Source organism: Streptomyces sp. NBC_00038 (assembly GCF_026343635.1).
Lineage (GTDB): Bacteria > Actinomycetota > Actinomycetes > Streptomycetales > Streptomycetaceae > Streptomyces.
The window spans coordinates 87,780-102,744 of sequence record NZ_JAPELQ010000001.1 but is presented as its reverse complement, the minus strand read 5'-3'; the positions used below and the strand labels follow the sequence as shown (position 1 = coordinate 102,744).

Genomic DNA, 14,965 nt, shown 5'->3' with positions numbered 1-14,965 from the left:
ATGAACGGCCGTGAGTGACTTACTTCTCCAAGACCTGTGGTTCCACCAGGTCGACGGTGTACTGATCGAAAGCGTGGTGGCCGACGGCGAGTTGGTGGTCGTGCGGGCTCGCGCATCGGCGCGACAGGCCGGGTGTCCTGTCTGCGGGACGGCGTTGTCCCGGATGCACAGCCGATACGTACGCCTGCTCGCGGACAACGCAGTCGGCGGCAGTCCTGTGGTGATCGAGTTAGAGGTCCGTCGGTTGCGCGGCGGCAACTGCAGGCGGGACAGGTCAGTGGGCGCCATGCTCGAGGGCTCGATAACAAACAACGGCTCCGGGAGGGCCGGTCTCGGTGTGGTACAGGCGCGCAACGTCGTGTCGTCGGAGCGTCGCCGGGCTGCCCGGGAGGCCGAACGTGATCTGCGCTTCGACCATGATCCAACATGCAAGATCACTTGACGGCAGGCTCTACGTGCCACCGCCACCCGGACCGTCCATGCTGATGTCATCGGCGTAGTAGGTGCCCTGTGCGTACCAGCCGTGTACGTAGATCGTCGCGCTGGTCTGGGAGGCGTCTGTAGTGAAGGAGACGGTCAGTGGGCTGTAACTGGAGGGGGAAGTGGTCCAGGTGGAGGCACCGCCGTTCACGCCCAGGTAGACGTTGGAGCCGCGGACCCAGCCGCTGAGTGAGTAGGTGGTGTTCGGCCGTACCGCGACGGTCTGGTTGCACTGCGCGGTGTCGCTCGAACTCACCGTCCCCTGGAGGGCCTTGGAGCCGCCGTGGACGGGGGAGAAGACGATCGAGCCCGGGTTGCCGGTGCAGCTCCACGGAGAGAGACTGCCCGACTCGAAGCCGGGGTTGGTGAGGACGTCGGCGGCCCCGACCGCGCCCGGGGCGGCAGACGTGGGGGCGGCCGACGCGCTCGCCGAGGGTGCGGCCGGGGCGGCCGGGGCGGCGTCGGTACGGCTGGGGACCAGGAGGGAGCAGCCGAAGCCGACGACGGCCGCCGCGACGACCGCGATCACCATGGCCGCGCGGCGCTGTCCGGGCCCGAGGCGCGGGTGACGTACGGGACGCGGAGGGCGGGCGGCGCCGTGGGGTGCGGGGAGTTCCTCCGTCTTGCCGCCGGTCCGGGTGTGTGGGACGGGTGCGGCCACGGTCTCATGGCCGCGGTAGTCCTTGTCCTGGCGTATCTCTTCGAGTAGCTGGGCCAGCGCGTCGGTGCGGCGTGGGCGCTGCACGCGGATGGGCTCCAGCGCGAGACGGTCGTCCGGTGAGTCGGACGCGGGCGGTGTGGGCACGTGCTCTCCTTCCGTCCCGTGGTAGAGACCTGAGCTGTCCCTCTGGAATTGATACGCAACGCTCGTTCCCCAGGTTCAGCCGGCGCCGCACCTGGGGAAGCTACGCGGGACGCCTCTGAGGTCGGGGACAGCCGCATGTCGACCGGGAGTTGACGCGGGGCCGGTCCGAAGTTCTCGACCGCACCTGGCTCGCCACCACCGGAGGCCACGACGAGACCGTGCCGGAAGCCCAGTCCCAGATCCTCCCCGGCACGGCCACCCTCACCGGCTCGGTGGGCTTGCCAGCGATCGCGCCGGACGGCACGTGGCTCGCTCCCGGCGACAACTACGGCAGGGTGCGGATCTGGGACCGCGGCAGCGCGACCTGCACGCCCACTTTCACGCTGTCCGGCAGGCCGGCACGGGCCCCCGCGCTCGCCCATCCGCGATCACCCGCTGTCCCGCACCTGGAGCCCGGCCGCCGACCCGGCGTGCCTCACGTCGTCGTTCGGCCTCCCGTTATCCGGAGCCTGATCGTGCGCGCCTCCGGGCGTAGCGCGAACTCCGGCCATACGTCGGGGCCGCAGGCGCGGGAGCCGAGGCCGTGCTGGGCCGCGTCGATGATCAGGTGACTGGTCGTCGAGCCGGGGAGCTCGAAGGGGTGTCGGGCCTCGGCGATCTGCTGAGAGGTGTGGCGGCCGAGGGTGAAGCCGGGACGCCGGCCCTGGGTGTCGGGCAGGGCGGTGATACGCACCACCCGCTCCTCGCCGCTGGTCAGCGTCAGGTGCCGCAGCTGGGAGCGGTGCCCGGTCTCCTGGGGGCGCGCGTAGTCGACCGAGAGATCGCCGATCGGGGCGGCGAAGAGTCCCGTGCGTGCCGCGTGGAGACTGTCGGGGTAGGACTCGAGCGGGCCCAGCCCGAACCACTCGGCACCGTCGACGGGAGCCGTGCCGTCGGGCAGGCCGAAGTGCACACCGATCCTCGGCCACACCGTCCGCCAGCCGCTCGACGGTTCGATCTCGACGCGCAGTTCGAGTTCGTCCCCCTCGACAGACCAGATGGTCTCCACCGTCACGGACAGGGCGGAGTCCGCGGCGGAGACCTTGTCGACGGTGCGCAGGGCGTCCGTCGCGTGCTCCACGCCGATCCGCCGCGCGGTGAGCCGGTCCAGGCCGTCCCGGCGCCACAGGTCGGCGCTGGACACCCCGGCGACACTGTCGTCGCTGCCTTCGAGGCGGTCTCCCGGGCTCTCGTCGTTGTCGGTCGGGGCCCGGAACAGCTCCAAACGCGGTCCGGTCACGGCGCGACCGGCGAGACGGGTGAGCGACCCGCCGGCGAACTCGGCGACCCCGAGGGTGAGGGTGCCGTCGCCGGGCCGCCAGTCGGTGCGCGGACGGGCGCGGGGGACCGGGTGCCGGACCGAGAGGTCGTACTGGGCGGTCGCCACGACATGCCCCTGCGCCGCCCAGGCGGTGTCGGTCGCCAGCACCGCGTCGATCGTGAGCCAGGTCTCGGCGTCCGGGGAGACCGTGACCCGGGGGAGCGTCACCCGGCCCGACTCGCCCGCCGCGACCACGGGGACGTCCAACTCGCCCGAGTCCACGGTCACTCCGTCGTGCTCGACCCGCCAGCGGAACCGCAGATCCGACGTGTCGGCCGAGTGCCGCAGGTTCGTGATCGCGGCCTTCTCGCCGTCGAACGCGAAGCGGAGCGGCTGCACGACCGCCTTGAACTCGTGGAGGCTGGGCGTGGGGACGTCGTCGCTCAACAGCATGCCGTCCATCACGAAGTTGCTGTCGTGCACGACCTCGCCGAAGTCGCCGCCGTAGGCGTAGTACGGCGTTCCGTCCGGGGCCGTCGCCAGGAGACCGTGGTCCCGCCACTCCCAGACGAAGCCGCCGTGCAGCCGCGGATACTCGTGCACGAGCGCCTCGTACTGGTCGAACGCGCCCGGCCCGTTGCCCATCGCATGGGCGTACTCGCACAGCAGGAACGGCTTGCCGCGCTGGCGGGCGCTCTGCGCGGGGGTGCAGTCCAGGAGCGTGGACGATGCGTCGTCGGTGCCGACCCGCTCGGTCTCCGGGACCGTCGGGTACATGAGTGAGTAGACGTCCGTGTACTCGCCCGTGTGGTCACCCTCGTAGTGCACGGGCCGTTCGGCGTCCCGGGCGTGGACCCATGCCGACATCGCGGCGAGGTTGCTGCCGGTGCCCGCCTCGTTGCCGAGCGACCAGATGACGACGCTGGGATGGTTCTTGTCCCGCTCGACGGTCCGCTGGATGCGGTCGAGGTAGGCCGGGCGCCACGCCGGGTCGTCGCTCGGGTTGCCGACCCAGCCGACCTTGTCGAAGCCGTGCGTCTCCAGGTCGCACTCCATGACGACCCAGAACCCGAGTTCGTCGGCGAGGTCGAGGAGCCGTGGGTGCGGAGGGTAGTGGCTGGTGCGGATGGCGTTCACGTTGAACCGCTTCATCCGGGCGAGGTCCTCGCGCGCATGCCGTTCGTCGAAGACCCGGCCGCGCTCGGGGTGCGCCTCGTGACGGTTCACCCCGTGGAAGACCACCCGGCGGCCGTTGACCAGGAACTGGTCGCCGCGGATCTCGACCGTGCGGAAACCCACCCGCAGGGCGATGCTCTCCGCCGCCGAGGAGACCGTGGCCTCGTACAGGCGCGGCTCCTCCGCCGACCAGGGCTCCACCCCGGGCACGTCCAGCGGGTCCACCTCGGCCGCCGTCGCCCATACCCGCTCGACGCCGAGCTCGGGGATCCGCAGGGTGACAGGGAAGGCCGACGCGTCGGCGGTGACCTCCGGGTCGATCCGGCCCTGCCCGGCGGCGTAACCGGTCCTGAGCCAGACGTCCTCGATGCCCCCGGCCGGCCGGGCGAGAAGGGTGACGTCGCGGAAGATCCCCGGCAGCCACCACTGGTCCTGGTCCTCGACATAACTGGCCGCGGACCACTGGTGCACCCGCACCGCGACGACGTTGTCACCCGGACGCACCGCGTCCGTCACATCGAACTCGTGGGCGAGCCGGCTGCCGCTGGCGCCCCCGGACTCCACGCCGTTGACCCACACGGTGAAGAGCGACTCGACCCCGTCGAACCGCAGCACGATCCGCTCGGCGCCCGACCAGCCGTCCGGAAGGTCGAAGTGGCGGCGGTAGTCGCCCGTGGGGTTCTCGTCCGGGACATGGGGCGGATCGATCGGGAACGGGAACTGGATGTTGGTGTAGATGGGCCTGCCGTAGGCGCCGTCCCCCTCCAGCACCCAGTGCGCGGGCACCGCCAGGGTCCCCCAGTCGTCGTCGGAGAAGTCGTCGGCCACGAAGTCCGCCGCGACCGACGCCGTGGGGGACAGCCGGAAGCGCCAAGGCCCGTTGAGGGAGAGGGAAGGGGCGTCGGAGTGCAGCCACGAGCGCGCAGGGCGCAGGGCGCCGTGCCCCGGTGCCGGGTCCGAAACATATGCGGAGAGCTCGGAGAGCAAGAGGTCACGTCTTTCTTCGTGGGGGCTCGGTGGACGTCGCCCGTGCCGTGCCGGCAGTGGAGGTTGGTGACGGCCGGTTCGCACGGCTGGCGGCGGGTGTGGGGGTCGGTCGTGGCCGGTGTGTGTTGCCGGTGGCGGGCCTAGGGACAGGCCGCGGTCGATGCGTACGGCTGTCGGCGGGTAGAGGTGTCGGTCACGGCCGGTTCGTACGGCCCGTGCCGGGTGCCCGCGCCGGACGTGTCCTGTTCGTACGACTGCCGGCGGGAAGCGGTGTTGGTCGCGCCCGGCTCGTCCGGCCCGTGGCTCGGCTCGTACGGCCCGCGGCGGGACCGTGTGTCGGTCGCGTCCGGTTCGTGCGATCCGCCGCGGGACCAGGTGACGGTCACGGTCGGCTCGTGGGGGCCGTGGGGTGCTGCCTCAGCACGACCGTGCGGATCTCCCAGGGCGCGAGGGCGAGTTCGAGGCCGTCCTGCGCCGGCGTGTTGGAGAGCGGTCGGCCGAGCAGGTCGACCGTGGTGGCCTCGGTGAAATCACCCGTCAGACGGGCGGTCGATCCGGTGTCGCTCAGGGCGGCGAGCCGGACCTCGATGCAGTCCCCGGCTCCGTGGCCGTCCCCGTCGGCGGGGACCCGGCGGATGCTGGAGACGAACACGTCCTGGCCGTCGACCCGTACGCCGCTCACGTCGGCCGGCAGGGTGCCCCCGGCGGGTGCGGTACCCCGCGTGACGAGCACGTCGTTGCGGAACTCCTCGGCGAGGGCGACCGCGTCCGCGGCCTGCCAGCCGGTGGCCGAGGGCAGGACGGCGAGCCGGTTCTCGATGCGCATACCGAGGTCCTGTGCACCCGGGGCGGGGATCTCGCTCGCCGCGGGCTCGTCGCGCAGGGGGTGGATGTTGACGCTGATCGAGCCGATCGCGCGCAGCAGCGTGAGGGCCAGCGCCGAGCCGCCGTCGACGAGTTCGTACTCGCTGGAGTGGTCGAGGAGGACGGTGGCGGGCCCCGCCGACACGAAGGTGCTCGCCGGGAAGGTCGGGAGCGGGTACTCGCCCCAGCCGCCCTCCGCCGTGAGTCCACGCTCGGTGACGGCGAACTGGCCGGCGGAGGCGGACGTGGTCACGGGCCGGGGCAGCGGCACATGGAGGCGCAGCCGGTGGTCGGCGGACCGGTTGAGGAAGGCGGTCGAGATCCGCACGAACGGCTCGCCCGTGCGCAGCTCCACCAGCATCTCCACCGGCGTCGGGACGGTGGTTTCGCCGCGCATGTCACGGTCGGCGGCGAGGGCTTCGGGCCACTCGTAGACGCGGGTGACGCGCAGCCGGGACCGCAGAGGCCCGTTCTCGACGAGCTCGACGGTGATCTGGGTCGGCTCCGACACCAGCAGGTCCCGGGCCGGGGGAGCGTAGTTGTAGCTGTCGCCGCGGTCACCGCCGTCGACCAGGCGGCCCACCCCCGACAGGACGGTGCCGTCCGCTCCGGTCACGACCAGGGTGCCGTCGTCGGCCACCACCACCTCGACCAGGCCGTTCGACAGAGCGTCGGCCGACGGCGTCACGGTGGCCGTGGCCGGTGTGAGCCGTGGCGCCGGGGCGGTGTTCCCGTCGGCCGCCGAGACCCGGACAGCACTCAGCCCGGCGGCGGGCACGTGCACCGGCACCAGCGCGGTCGCCCGTGCTTCGGCCAGCGTCCGCACCTGCCACTCGCCCGGATGCGCGGCAGCCGCGGCGGCGACCTCGCGACGCAGGATCAGCAGGTCGAACGGCCCGTCGGTGGGCACCTCGGCGAGATGGAACACCAGTGAGCCCGGCATGAGTTCGTAACGGTCGATCAGCAGTCCGAACAGCTCCCGACGGTGGATACGGCGCAGTACGCGTTCGAGCTGCGAGGCGTCCATGCGCTCGTCGCTGAGCACGGTCGGGTCCTCGGAGATCAGCTGCACGGGATGCGCCGACCCGTCGGCGCCGGTGGCGACGAGCGTGGTCCCGGCAGCCGGGGCCAGGACGTCCACCTCGACCAGCGCCGTGCGCGGCGACGGCAGCGGGTTGGCCACCAGGTAGGCGTCGCTCGGCACCCGGGCGGCGGGTTCGGCGAGCGCCGCGTCCCGCACGGCACGGGCGGTCTGCGCGGCTTCGGCGAGCCGCGCCCCGACCTGGTCGCAGGTCTCGTCGGTGCCGGAACCGACCACCGAGTCGTGCGCGGTGGACTCGATGATCTTGTGCCAGGCGAGGGAGAGGAACGCGGAGTCGTCGCGTCGCGACCAGAGCGCGTTCACGCGCTCTGCGTGGTCGACGGTGCGCTCCGCGACGGCCATCCGCTGCTTGAGCCCGAGCCGCACGGACAGCACGCCCGGCAGGATGTTGCCCCGCACATGGCTGCGCAGCTCACCGGTGACGACGGAGGTCACCTCGTCGCGCACATGCCCCCGGATGTACTCGTCGAGCGTGGCGACGGTGATCGGCAGCTCCGCGCCGGACGCCTTGCGCAGCCAGGCCGCCAGCTGGGGGTCGGGCGCGTTGTGGTCGGTACCCGCCATGGCCAGCACCGGATCGCTGCCCCACCGCTCGGCGGTCATCTCCGCGTACTCGCCGAGCGCGCGGCCGATCTGGTCCGGCACCAGGAGGACGTCCAGGCCGTTGTCGTAGCCGTCGAAGAGGAACTCGGTGCGCACCTCGGAGCCGTCCGGGGCGCGCCAGCGGAAGGCGTGTCCCTCGACCGAGCCGGGCACCCCGCGCCACAGCGCCGCGTGCTCGATCCCGGCGCGTGCCAGGATCTGCGGCATCTGCGCGACGTGGCCGAACATGTCCGGCAGATAGCCGATGGGCATCGCGCCGCCGAGCCGCTCCGCCGCCGCCCACCCCATCTGGAGATTGCGCACGATGGTCTCGCCGGAACACAGGAACTCGTCGAGCAGGATCAGCCACGGGCCGATCGCGAGCCGGCCCTCGCGGACCAGGGCCATGACCCGCTCGCGGTTCTCCGGACGCATCTCCAGGTAGTCCTCGACCGCGGCCATCTGACCGTCGACGGTGAACCGGAAGTCGGGGTTCGACTCGGCCGTCTCCAGCACGGTGTCGAGGGCGGTCACGAGTCGGTGCCGGAAGACCTGGAAGGGCTCGTACCACTCCCGGTCCCAGTGGAAGTGGGGGACGAATACTGCGGAGTTGGGCATGGCGGGGCGGACCTTCTGTACGGGGTGGGGGGCGGGAGCGGTCACTTGAGGGAGCCGGCGGCGAGTCCGGTGCGCCAGAACCGCTGGAGGATGATGAACAGGATGATCACGGGCACGATCGACACCAGCGAGCCCATGATCACGGACTCCTGGAGGAGCGGGGTGCGGGCGGTCTGCCCGTTCCAGGTGAAGAGGCCGAGCGTGATCGGGAAGAGCTCCTCCTTCTGGAGCATCACCATCGGGAGGAAGAAGTTGTTCCAGATGCCGACGAACTGGAACAGGAAGATGGTCACCAGCGCCGGCGACATCAGCTTGAACGACACAGAGAAGAACGTGCGGAACTCGCCGGCACCGTCCAGGCGCGCGGACTCGATGAGTTCCTGGGGTACCGCGGCATTCGCGAAGATCCTCGCGAGATAGACGCCGAACGGGCTGACGATGCTCGGCAGGAAGACCGCGAAGTAGGTGTTGACGAGCCCGACTTCGGAGAACAGCAGGAACAGCGGCAGCGCCAGCGCGGTGCTGGGGACCAGCACACCGCCGAGAATCACCGAGAACAGGAACTCCCGGCCGCGGAAGCGGAACTTGGCGAGCGCGTAGCCGCACAGCGCCGAGATCAGGGTGCCCACGGCCGCGCCCAGCACCGCGTAGACGACCGTGTTCAGGATCCATCGGGCGAAGATGCCGTCGTTGAAGGTGAACAGGGTGTGCAGGTTGTCGAACAGCTGGAAGTTCGAGAACGTCAGGCCGCTGGTGGAGGCGAGATCGCCCTGCGGTTTGGTCGCCGCGACGATCAGGAAGTACAGCGGCAGCAGGAAGTACATCGCCAGCACGAGCATCAGGGCCATGACGGCCGTACGGCTCACGCGGCTTTCCTGGACACGGGTTTGCTTGTTCACAGTCCCGCCCTCTTGGAGGTCAGTCGCATGAACCCGAAGCTCAAGACGAACGTGATGACGGCGATGACCACCGAAATGGCGGCGGCCTGCTGGTAGTTGTTCCCGACGGCCACGGTGTACGCCAGCATGTTCGGGGTGAACGTGCTGGAGATGTTCGAGGAGATCTGGCGCAGCACGGCCGGCTCGGAGTACAGCTGGAGTGTGCCGATGATCGAGAACACCGTGGTCATGACGATGGACGGGGCGATGATCGGGACCTTGATGCGCCAGGCGATGGCCCAGTTGCTCGCCCCGTCGATCCTCGCGGCCTCGTAGAGTTCCTGCGGGATGGACTGCAGCGCCGAGAACATGATCAGCATGTTGTAGCCGGTCCACAGCCAGGTCGAGACGTTCGCCGCCGACCACAGCACGGCACCCGGGCCGAGGAAGTCCGGCTTCAGACCGATGCCGTTCAACAGGTCGACGACCGGGCTGAGTTGCGGCGAGTAGAGATACGACCACATGATCGCGGCGATGACGCCGGGCACCGCATACGGCATGAACGCGGCGGTGCGGAAGAACCCCTTGAGCTTCAGCAGGTGGGTGTCGAGGAGCAGTGCCATGACCAGCGCGGTGAACAGCATCACGGGCACCTGCACGATGCCGAACAGGCCGATACGGCCGATGCTGGCCCAGAACTCGTCGTTCTGGAACACCTCGACGTACTGCTCGAAACCGCCGAACGTCGTGTACGAGGTGCCGTACTGCCCGCCGGAGCGGCGCACCACGCGGAAGCTCTGCCAGAGCGCGTAGCCGATGGGCACCAGGTAGAAGAGGACGAACGGCAGGAAGAAGGGCGTCAGGAACGCGACGATGGTGCCGGCCCGGGGGCCGCCGACGTCCAGACGCGGACGGCGGCGGCCCCGGGGCGGTGGTGACACCGCGTCGGTGGGGCGGGTGGCGATGTCGGTCATTCCGTGGTCACTTGCCCGCCGTGGCAGGGATCGCCAGGTCGTCCATCGACTTCAGCGCGGAGGCCTGGGCAGCCGCGAGCGCGTCGGTCAGCTTGCCGTCACCGGCCACCGCCTTGGCCATAGCGTCCTGCAGCGCCAGGTTCACCGTCTTCTGGGTGGGACCCCAGCTGAAGTCGGTGTCGACCTTCTTGGACGACTCGGCGAAGACGTCGAAGATCTTCTCGTTGTTGTAGTACGGCACACCCTTGGACAGCGCCGGAAGCTTCAGCCCGTCGGTGGACGCCGGGTACAGGCCGCCCAGTTCGTTCGCCATCGCGAGCGCCTCGGGGTCGGTGTTGAGCCACGTGTTGAACTCGGCCGCCTCGTAGAGGTGCTTGCCGCCCTTCATGAACGCGACGGTCGAGCCGCCCCAGTCACCGGAGTTGCCGTCCGCACCCCAGGTCGGCATCGGGACGATCGACCACTTGCCGGCCTGGTCGGGCAGGTTGTCACGGATGCCCGTGTAGCCCCAGGCCGCCCCGAGCTGGGTGGCCATCTGGTCGTTCTGGTAGGCGGCGAACATCTGCGTCGACCCGTTGGCGAGGTCGGTGCGCACGAGCTTGTCGTCGATCAGCTTCTGCCAGTAGTCGGCGACCTGCTTGCTCTTGTCCGACTCCACGGTGACGTGCCACTTGTCGGCGGAGTAGCTGTACATGTTCGCGTTGTTCTGCCAGAGGAGCCCGTTGAACCATTCGGCGTTGTTCGGGTCGAAGAACGTCATGGTGAGCTTCGGGTCCGCCTTGTGCAGCTTCTCCGCGGCGGCGGTGTACTCGTCCCAGGTCGTCGGAATCGGGACGTCGTACTTCTTGAAGATGTCGGTGCGTACGTACATGGCCATCGGGCCCGTGTCCTGCGGAAGGGCGTACACCCCTTCACCGCCGAAGCTGGCCTGCGACCAGGTCCACGGAACGAACTTCGACTCGGTGTCGGCGGCCGTCTTGCAGGCCGAGGCGTCCACGAAGGCGTTCTGGGAGCGCAGGGTGGGCAGCTGGTCGTAGCCGACCTGGGCGAGGTCCGGCGCCTTACCGGCCTTCAGGGCGTTGCCGATCGCGCCGTACTGGTCGTTGGAGATGTTCTTCGACTCGACCTGGATGTCGGGATGTTCCTTGTTCCACAGGTCGACGACCTTGTCCATGCCGTTGACGGTGTTCCAGTACTGGAGGGTGACCTTGCCCTTGGAGGGCTCACAGGAGGGGGCGGACGCGCTGTCGGACGACGAGTCCGACGACGAGCACCCGGCGAGGACGACCACGCCAGCGGCCGCGGCTGCGATGACGAGGCGAGTGCGTGTGACTGTGCTGCTCATATCTTCCGTTCCAGAGAACGACTAGCGACGGTGCTAGGCGGGTCGACGTTGACACCTGGAGGCGGATGCCTTCTGGTAGGAATGTGCTTCCGTGAGCGCTCCCGTGAGCGGTAACGTGAGCGCTCACGGGAGCGGTAACGAGAGGGCTGTGGTGAAGTGATTGGGATTTTGCGCTTCGGCTGGGCCGAGTGTCAAGGCTCTTGAGTCAGGGGAGCACCCTCAGCCGCTCGCACACCTGGTCGCAACAGAATGTCGGCCCGGGGCATACTCAGTGTCCCTTGCGGCGCACGCGCGTCGACAACACGCGGAGGTGAAGGATGGCGTCGTCGGGGACCGGACCCCGCCGGGTGACGATCGACGATGTGGCCCGGAGTGCCGGGGTGTCCCGGCAGACGGTGTCCCGGGCGCTCAACGACAAGGAGGAGATCGGTGTCGCCACCAAGCAGCGCGTCCTCGATGCCGCCCTCGCGCTGGGATACCGACCGAGCCGGTTCGCCCGGGGGCTCGTCCGCCAGGACACGATCAGTGTCGGGCTCGTGATCCCCGATCTGCTCAACCCCTTCTTCACCGAGGTCGCCGCCGCCTCCCTGGACGCGGCGCGGACCCGCGGCTGGCATGTCGTCGTGTGCGACACCGGTGATCGCGTCGAGGAGGAGCGGGGCACCCTGGAGGCGATCGCCTCGCAGGTGGACGCGGTCGTGGGGTACATGAGCCTGACCGAGGAGGAGATCGACCGGCTGACCCGGGGGATGCCGGTCGTGCTCATCGACCGGGAGCACCGCTCCGAGCGGTTCAGCACGATCCGGATCGACGGAGAGCAGGGCGTCGCCTCCGCGATCCGCCATCTCGCCGAGTCGGGACACCGGCGGATCGGCATGCTCGATCACGCGGGCCGGTCCGAGCCGAGCAACCGGCACGACTGGTTCGTCGCCGCGATGGACGCCTGCGGACTCGACTCCGACGCGGTGAGCCGCGCCGACCAGAGCGTGGAGGGCGGGGAGGGCGCGCTGAAGGAGCTGCTCGCCCGGCACCCCGACGTCACCGCCGTGTTCACGTTCAACGACATCATCGCCATAGGCGCACTGCGTGCCGCCCGCCGGCTCGGACGCCAGGTCCCCCAGGACCTCGCCGTGATCGGCTTCGACGGCCTTCAGCTCGGATCCCTGGTCGATCCGCCCCTGTCCACCGTCGCCCTCGACACCCGGGAGCTCGGCGCGCTCGCCGTCGAACAGGCGGCGCGGCTGCTGACCCGCACCGGCGGGCTCACCCGGGACGAGCTGGTGGTCCACGGAAAGCTGCGGTTGCGGGAGTCGGCGTAGGGCCGGCCGGCCCGGCCGCGACAGTGGCAGGTTCCGTCCGCCGCGGGACCTGGGTCCCCGCGGCGGACGTCGGCGCCCGGGACCGGGGGCGCCGCGTCGGCGGAGCTCAGCTTGTCCTGTCTGCCAAGCGTGGGCCTGAGGCGGCCATTCGTAAGATCATTGGGCCTGGGCGTCCGATGTCATCGGCCGAGATCGTCAGCAGTACCGGCGACCGCCGGGCCGAGGCCATCGGGGAGGTGGGTGATGACGAGGATGACGGCCTCCTCTGCCGTCTCGGTCTCGCCGATCACCGCACCGCCGCGGGGGCTGCAGACGCGGAACCGTCCGTCGCGGAGCGGTTCGACGGCCGGCGCCTCTACCAAGTAGGGGTATCGGGTACAGCTGCTGAAGAGCAGCGTGAAGTGGCTGGTGAACGGGTAGAGCTGCCGCAGTCTCGGCTGTGCGCCAGCCGCATCCACGAGGGGAAGGATGCCCGGGAAGGCGAACCCGGGACTGGTGATCCCGTGCCTTGCGCGGATCGACTGCCAGGTCAGCGGCAGTTGCCGCCACTTCGTCTCGACAGCGTCGACCGATCCACGCCCGTGCGCCACAGCCAGATCAGGCAAGTTCGCCTCGGTCGGCAACGAGTGTCCCGCAGCGTCGGAGTGGTTGAAGCTCACAGCCACAGTCTGGCGCCGGGCAGCTGCCAGGGAAAGCACTCCAGGTGCAGGACACCCAGCCGTCTCGGCGGGATCAACATTCGCTGAGACTCGTCGGCCTCTCGCGGGTGGGCACGCGTGCCTGACCAAGGTTCACGCGTCGACATCCTGAGGGTCCACCAGCACGTCGCCGCCTGCGTGAGACGCGGTCAGGCGGGCTGCCACAGCTCGACCCGATTGCCTTCGGGATCGGTGACCCAGCCGAATCGACCGACACCCTCCATGTCCTGCGATTCTTCGGCCACGTCCGCTCCCTTGGCGCGCAATTGCGCGAGCATCGCATCCAGGTCGCTGACACGGAAGTTGAGCATCGTCTGCTGGACGCGGGACCCGAAGTAGTCGGTCTCGGACTCGAACGTCGCGAACACCGTCGGCCCGGCTTCCTGACGCCACAGGCCGTTCTCATCGGCGTCCAGGCCCAGGCAATCGCGGTACCACGCGCTCAGGGCTGCCGGGTCGGCGGCCCGCACGAAGTATCCACCGATTCCAAGCACACGTTCCATGCCGCCATCTTGCCAGGACGGCGATCGGGCGGGTCGGCACCACACCAACGCCCCCTTCACCCCTCGCCTGGAGTCGGCGGCTCGGGTGCGTCTGCCCGGCCCGTGCAGCCTGCCCGGCGGGCCTGTCGCCGTCGGCCCGGCGGCCTTCCCGATGTCCCGATGCCGGGGGAGGCTTTCACCGGCGGAAGCGGCCCAGCAGGCCCATGGCCTCGGTCAGCCGCTCGCGTGCCCAGTCGTACTGCGCGGTGTCGGTGTGGCCGCGGTAGACGGTCTCGATCACCATGATGAGCATCAGATGCAGGCAGTACAGGCGGCGGCGCACGCTCTCGGTCTCGGTCAGTGGGGGTTGTCGGTAGCCGCGCATGAAGTGCGTGGGGTCACCGAAGGCGGCCATGTGCGTACCGGCGAACCCGTGCTCGATGAGCGGGTCACCGAAGAAGGCCCGCTCGTGGTCGATGACGCACGCGATCTTCCCGTCGCGGACCAGGACGTTGCCGTCCCACAGATCCCACTCCACCAGCTGTGGTTCGCTCACCTCGTCCAGGCTCGCCGCGTGCTCGGCCAGCACCTCGCGCACCGTGTCGTAATCCCAGCCCAGATCGACCCGGCGGCGTTCGCCGTCGACCAGGACGTCCTCGACGATGTCCGTGAACACCCGTCGCCAGCAGGCGTCCCCGGGGCCGGCCAGCGGTCCGAACGCCGTGCCGCGGATGGAGTTGATCTGTCGGTTGGCCGCACCCAACTGCTCCTTGTACTCGGCCAGTTCACGCGGCAGCAGTTCGGGGCCGACGACGGCGAGATTGTCGGCGTCGACGTACGGCATGAAGAACCAGTCCGCGTCGCAGAGTTCGCGACTGCGGTCGGCGAAGTCGACGCGGGGGACCGGCACATCGGTGTGCTTGCCGATCAGGTCCAGCGCCGCCAGCTCGATCCCCATCGCGCCCTGCTCGTAGGTCATCACTTCCACCCCGGCCGGAGGCGCGATCTTCAGGACGGCCTCGTAGCCGTCGCGCAGCCGTATCCGGTAGGCGACGTTGAACCAGCCATGCGCCAGCTCGCTCACCCACCCCTCGCCCTCGGGCGTACGGTCGCGGCCGTACGCCCGCTCGATCATGGCCCGCAGAACCTCCGGAGACTGCCGGTTCTTGGTGATGCTCTCCACGCCCACTCCCCACCTCGACACTGCACGACCCGGTTCCCCGAGCCCGGACACCTGCCGGGCGATGGTGACCACCGCTCGGCCGAGGCAAGAACGAAACCATAGGTTCCTGGTGCGCCTTCCGGATCGGCGGCGACCCGTGATCGTGACCGCGAGCAGGTCGAGTTGTCGCGCG

Annotated in this window: 11 protein-coding genes and 1 pseudogene; 2 read left to right on the top strand and 10 right to left on the bottom strand. The window is 69.8% G+C overall.

Annotation, left to right across the window (positions count from 1 at the left end):
- Positions 1–10: 10 nt before the first annotated feature.
- Positions 11–442, top strand: coding sequence for a transposase family protein (locus OG219_RS48220; RefSeq protein ID WP_353962403.1), 432 nt, complete (start codon positions 11–13; stop codon positions 440–442).
- A gap of 15 nt (positions 443–457) precedes the next feature.
- Here OG219_RS48220 and OG219_RS00545 read toward each other — a convergent pair.
- The 7 genes and pseudogenes from OG219_RS00545 to OG219_RS00515 all read right to left on the bottom strand — a co-directional run.
- Positions 458–862, bottom strand: a pseudogene (locus tag OG219_RS00545) (carbohydrate binding domain-containing protein); the annotation flags it as partial.
- Between the two features lie 898 nt (positions 863–1,760).
- Complete coding sequence (locus tag OG219_RS00540) at positions 1,761–4,748, bottom strand: glycoside hydrolase family 2 TIM barrel-domain containing protein (protein WP_266821688.1); 2,988 nt, start codon at positions 4,746–4,748, stop codon at positions 1,761–1,763.
- Positions 4,749–4,888: 140 nt separating this feature from the next.
- Complete coding sequence (locus tag OG219_RS00535) at positions 4,889–5,134, bottom strand: hypothetical protein (RefSeq protein ID WP_266821686.1); 246 nt, start codon at positions 5,132–5,134, stop codon at positions 4,889–4,891.
- The gene (locus OG219_RS00530; protein WP_266821684.1) at positions 5,131–7,914 is read right to left on the bottom strand and encodes a glycoside hydrolase family 38 C-terminal domain-containing protein; all 2,784 of its coding nucleotides are present in this window, start codon (positions 7,912–7,914) and stop codon (positions 5,131–5,133) included. The genes OG219_RS00535 and OG219_RS00530 overlap by 4 nt, the downstream gene beginning before the upstream one ends.
- 41 nt (positions 7,915–7,955) lie before the next feature.
- Positions 7,956–8,762: a carbohydrate ABC transporter permease gene (locus OG219_RS00525; RefSeq protein ID WP_266835953.1), complete on the bottom strand. Its 807-nt coding sequence runs from the start codon at positions 8,760–8,762 to the stop codon at positions 7,956–7,958.
- Between the two features lie 47 nt (positions 8,763–8,809).
- Complete coding sequence (locus tag OG219_RS00520) at positions 8,810–9,766, bottom strand: carbohydrate ABC transporter permease (RefSeq protein ID WP_266821682.1); 957 nt, start codon at positions 9,764–9,766, stop codon at positions 8,810–8,812.
- Between the two features lie 7 nt (positions 9,767–9,773).
- On the bottom strand, positions 9,774–11,111 hold the full coding sequence (locus OG219_RS00515; protein ID WP_266821680.1) for an ABC transporter substrate-binding protein: 1,338 nt from the start codon (positions 11,109–11,111) through the stop codon (positions 9,774–9,776).
- A gap of 317 nt (positions 11,112–11,428) precedes the next feature.
- Here OG219_RS00515 and OG219_RS00510 point away from each other — a divergent pair, with 317 nt between their 5' ends.
- The gene (locus tag OG219_RS00510; RefSeq protein WP_266821678.1) at positions 11,429–12,430 is read left to right on the top strand and encodes a LacI family DNA-binding transcriptional regulator; all 1,002 of its coding nucleotides are present in this window, start codon (positions 11,429–11,431) and stop codon (positions 12,428–12,430) included.
- A gap of 179 nt (positions 12,431–12,609) precedes the next feature.
- Here OG219_RS00510 and OG219_RS00505 read toward each other — a convergent pair whose 3' ends face one another.
- The 3 genes from OG219_RS00505 to OG219_RS00495 all read right to left on the bottom strand — a co-directional run bounded on the left by OG219_RS00505 (position 12,610) and on the right by OG219_RS00495 (position 14,793).
- Positions 12,610–13,035, bottom strand: a complete 426-nt coding sequence (locus OG219_RS00505) for a DUF6193 family natural product biosynthesis protein (protein ID WP_266821676.1) — start codon at positions 13,033–13,035, stop codon at positions 12,610–12,612.
- 242 nt (positions 13,036–13,277) lie between these two features.
- Entirely contained in the window at positions 13,278–13,631 is a 354-nt protein-coding gene (locus OG219_RS00500) for a VOC family protein (protein WP_266821674.1), read from the bottom strand.
- Between the two features lie 175 nt (positions 13,632–13,806).
- On the bottom strand, positions 13,807–14,793 hold the full coding sequence (locus OG219_RS00495; RefSeq protein ID WP_266821672.1) for a phosphotransferase family protein: 987 nt from the start codon (positions 14,791–14,793) through the stop codon (positions 13,807–13,809).
- Between the last annotated feature and the right edge of the window lie 172 nt (positions 14,794–14,965).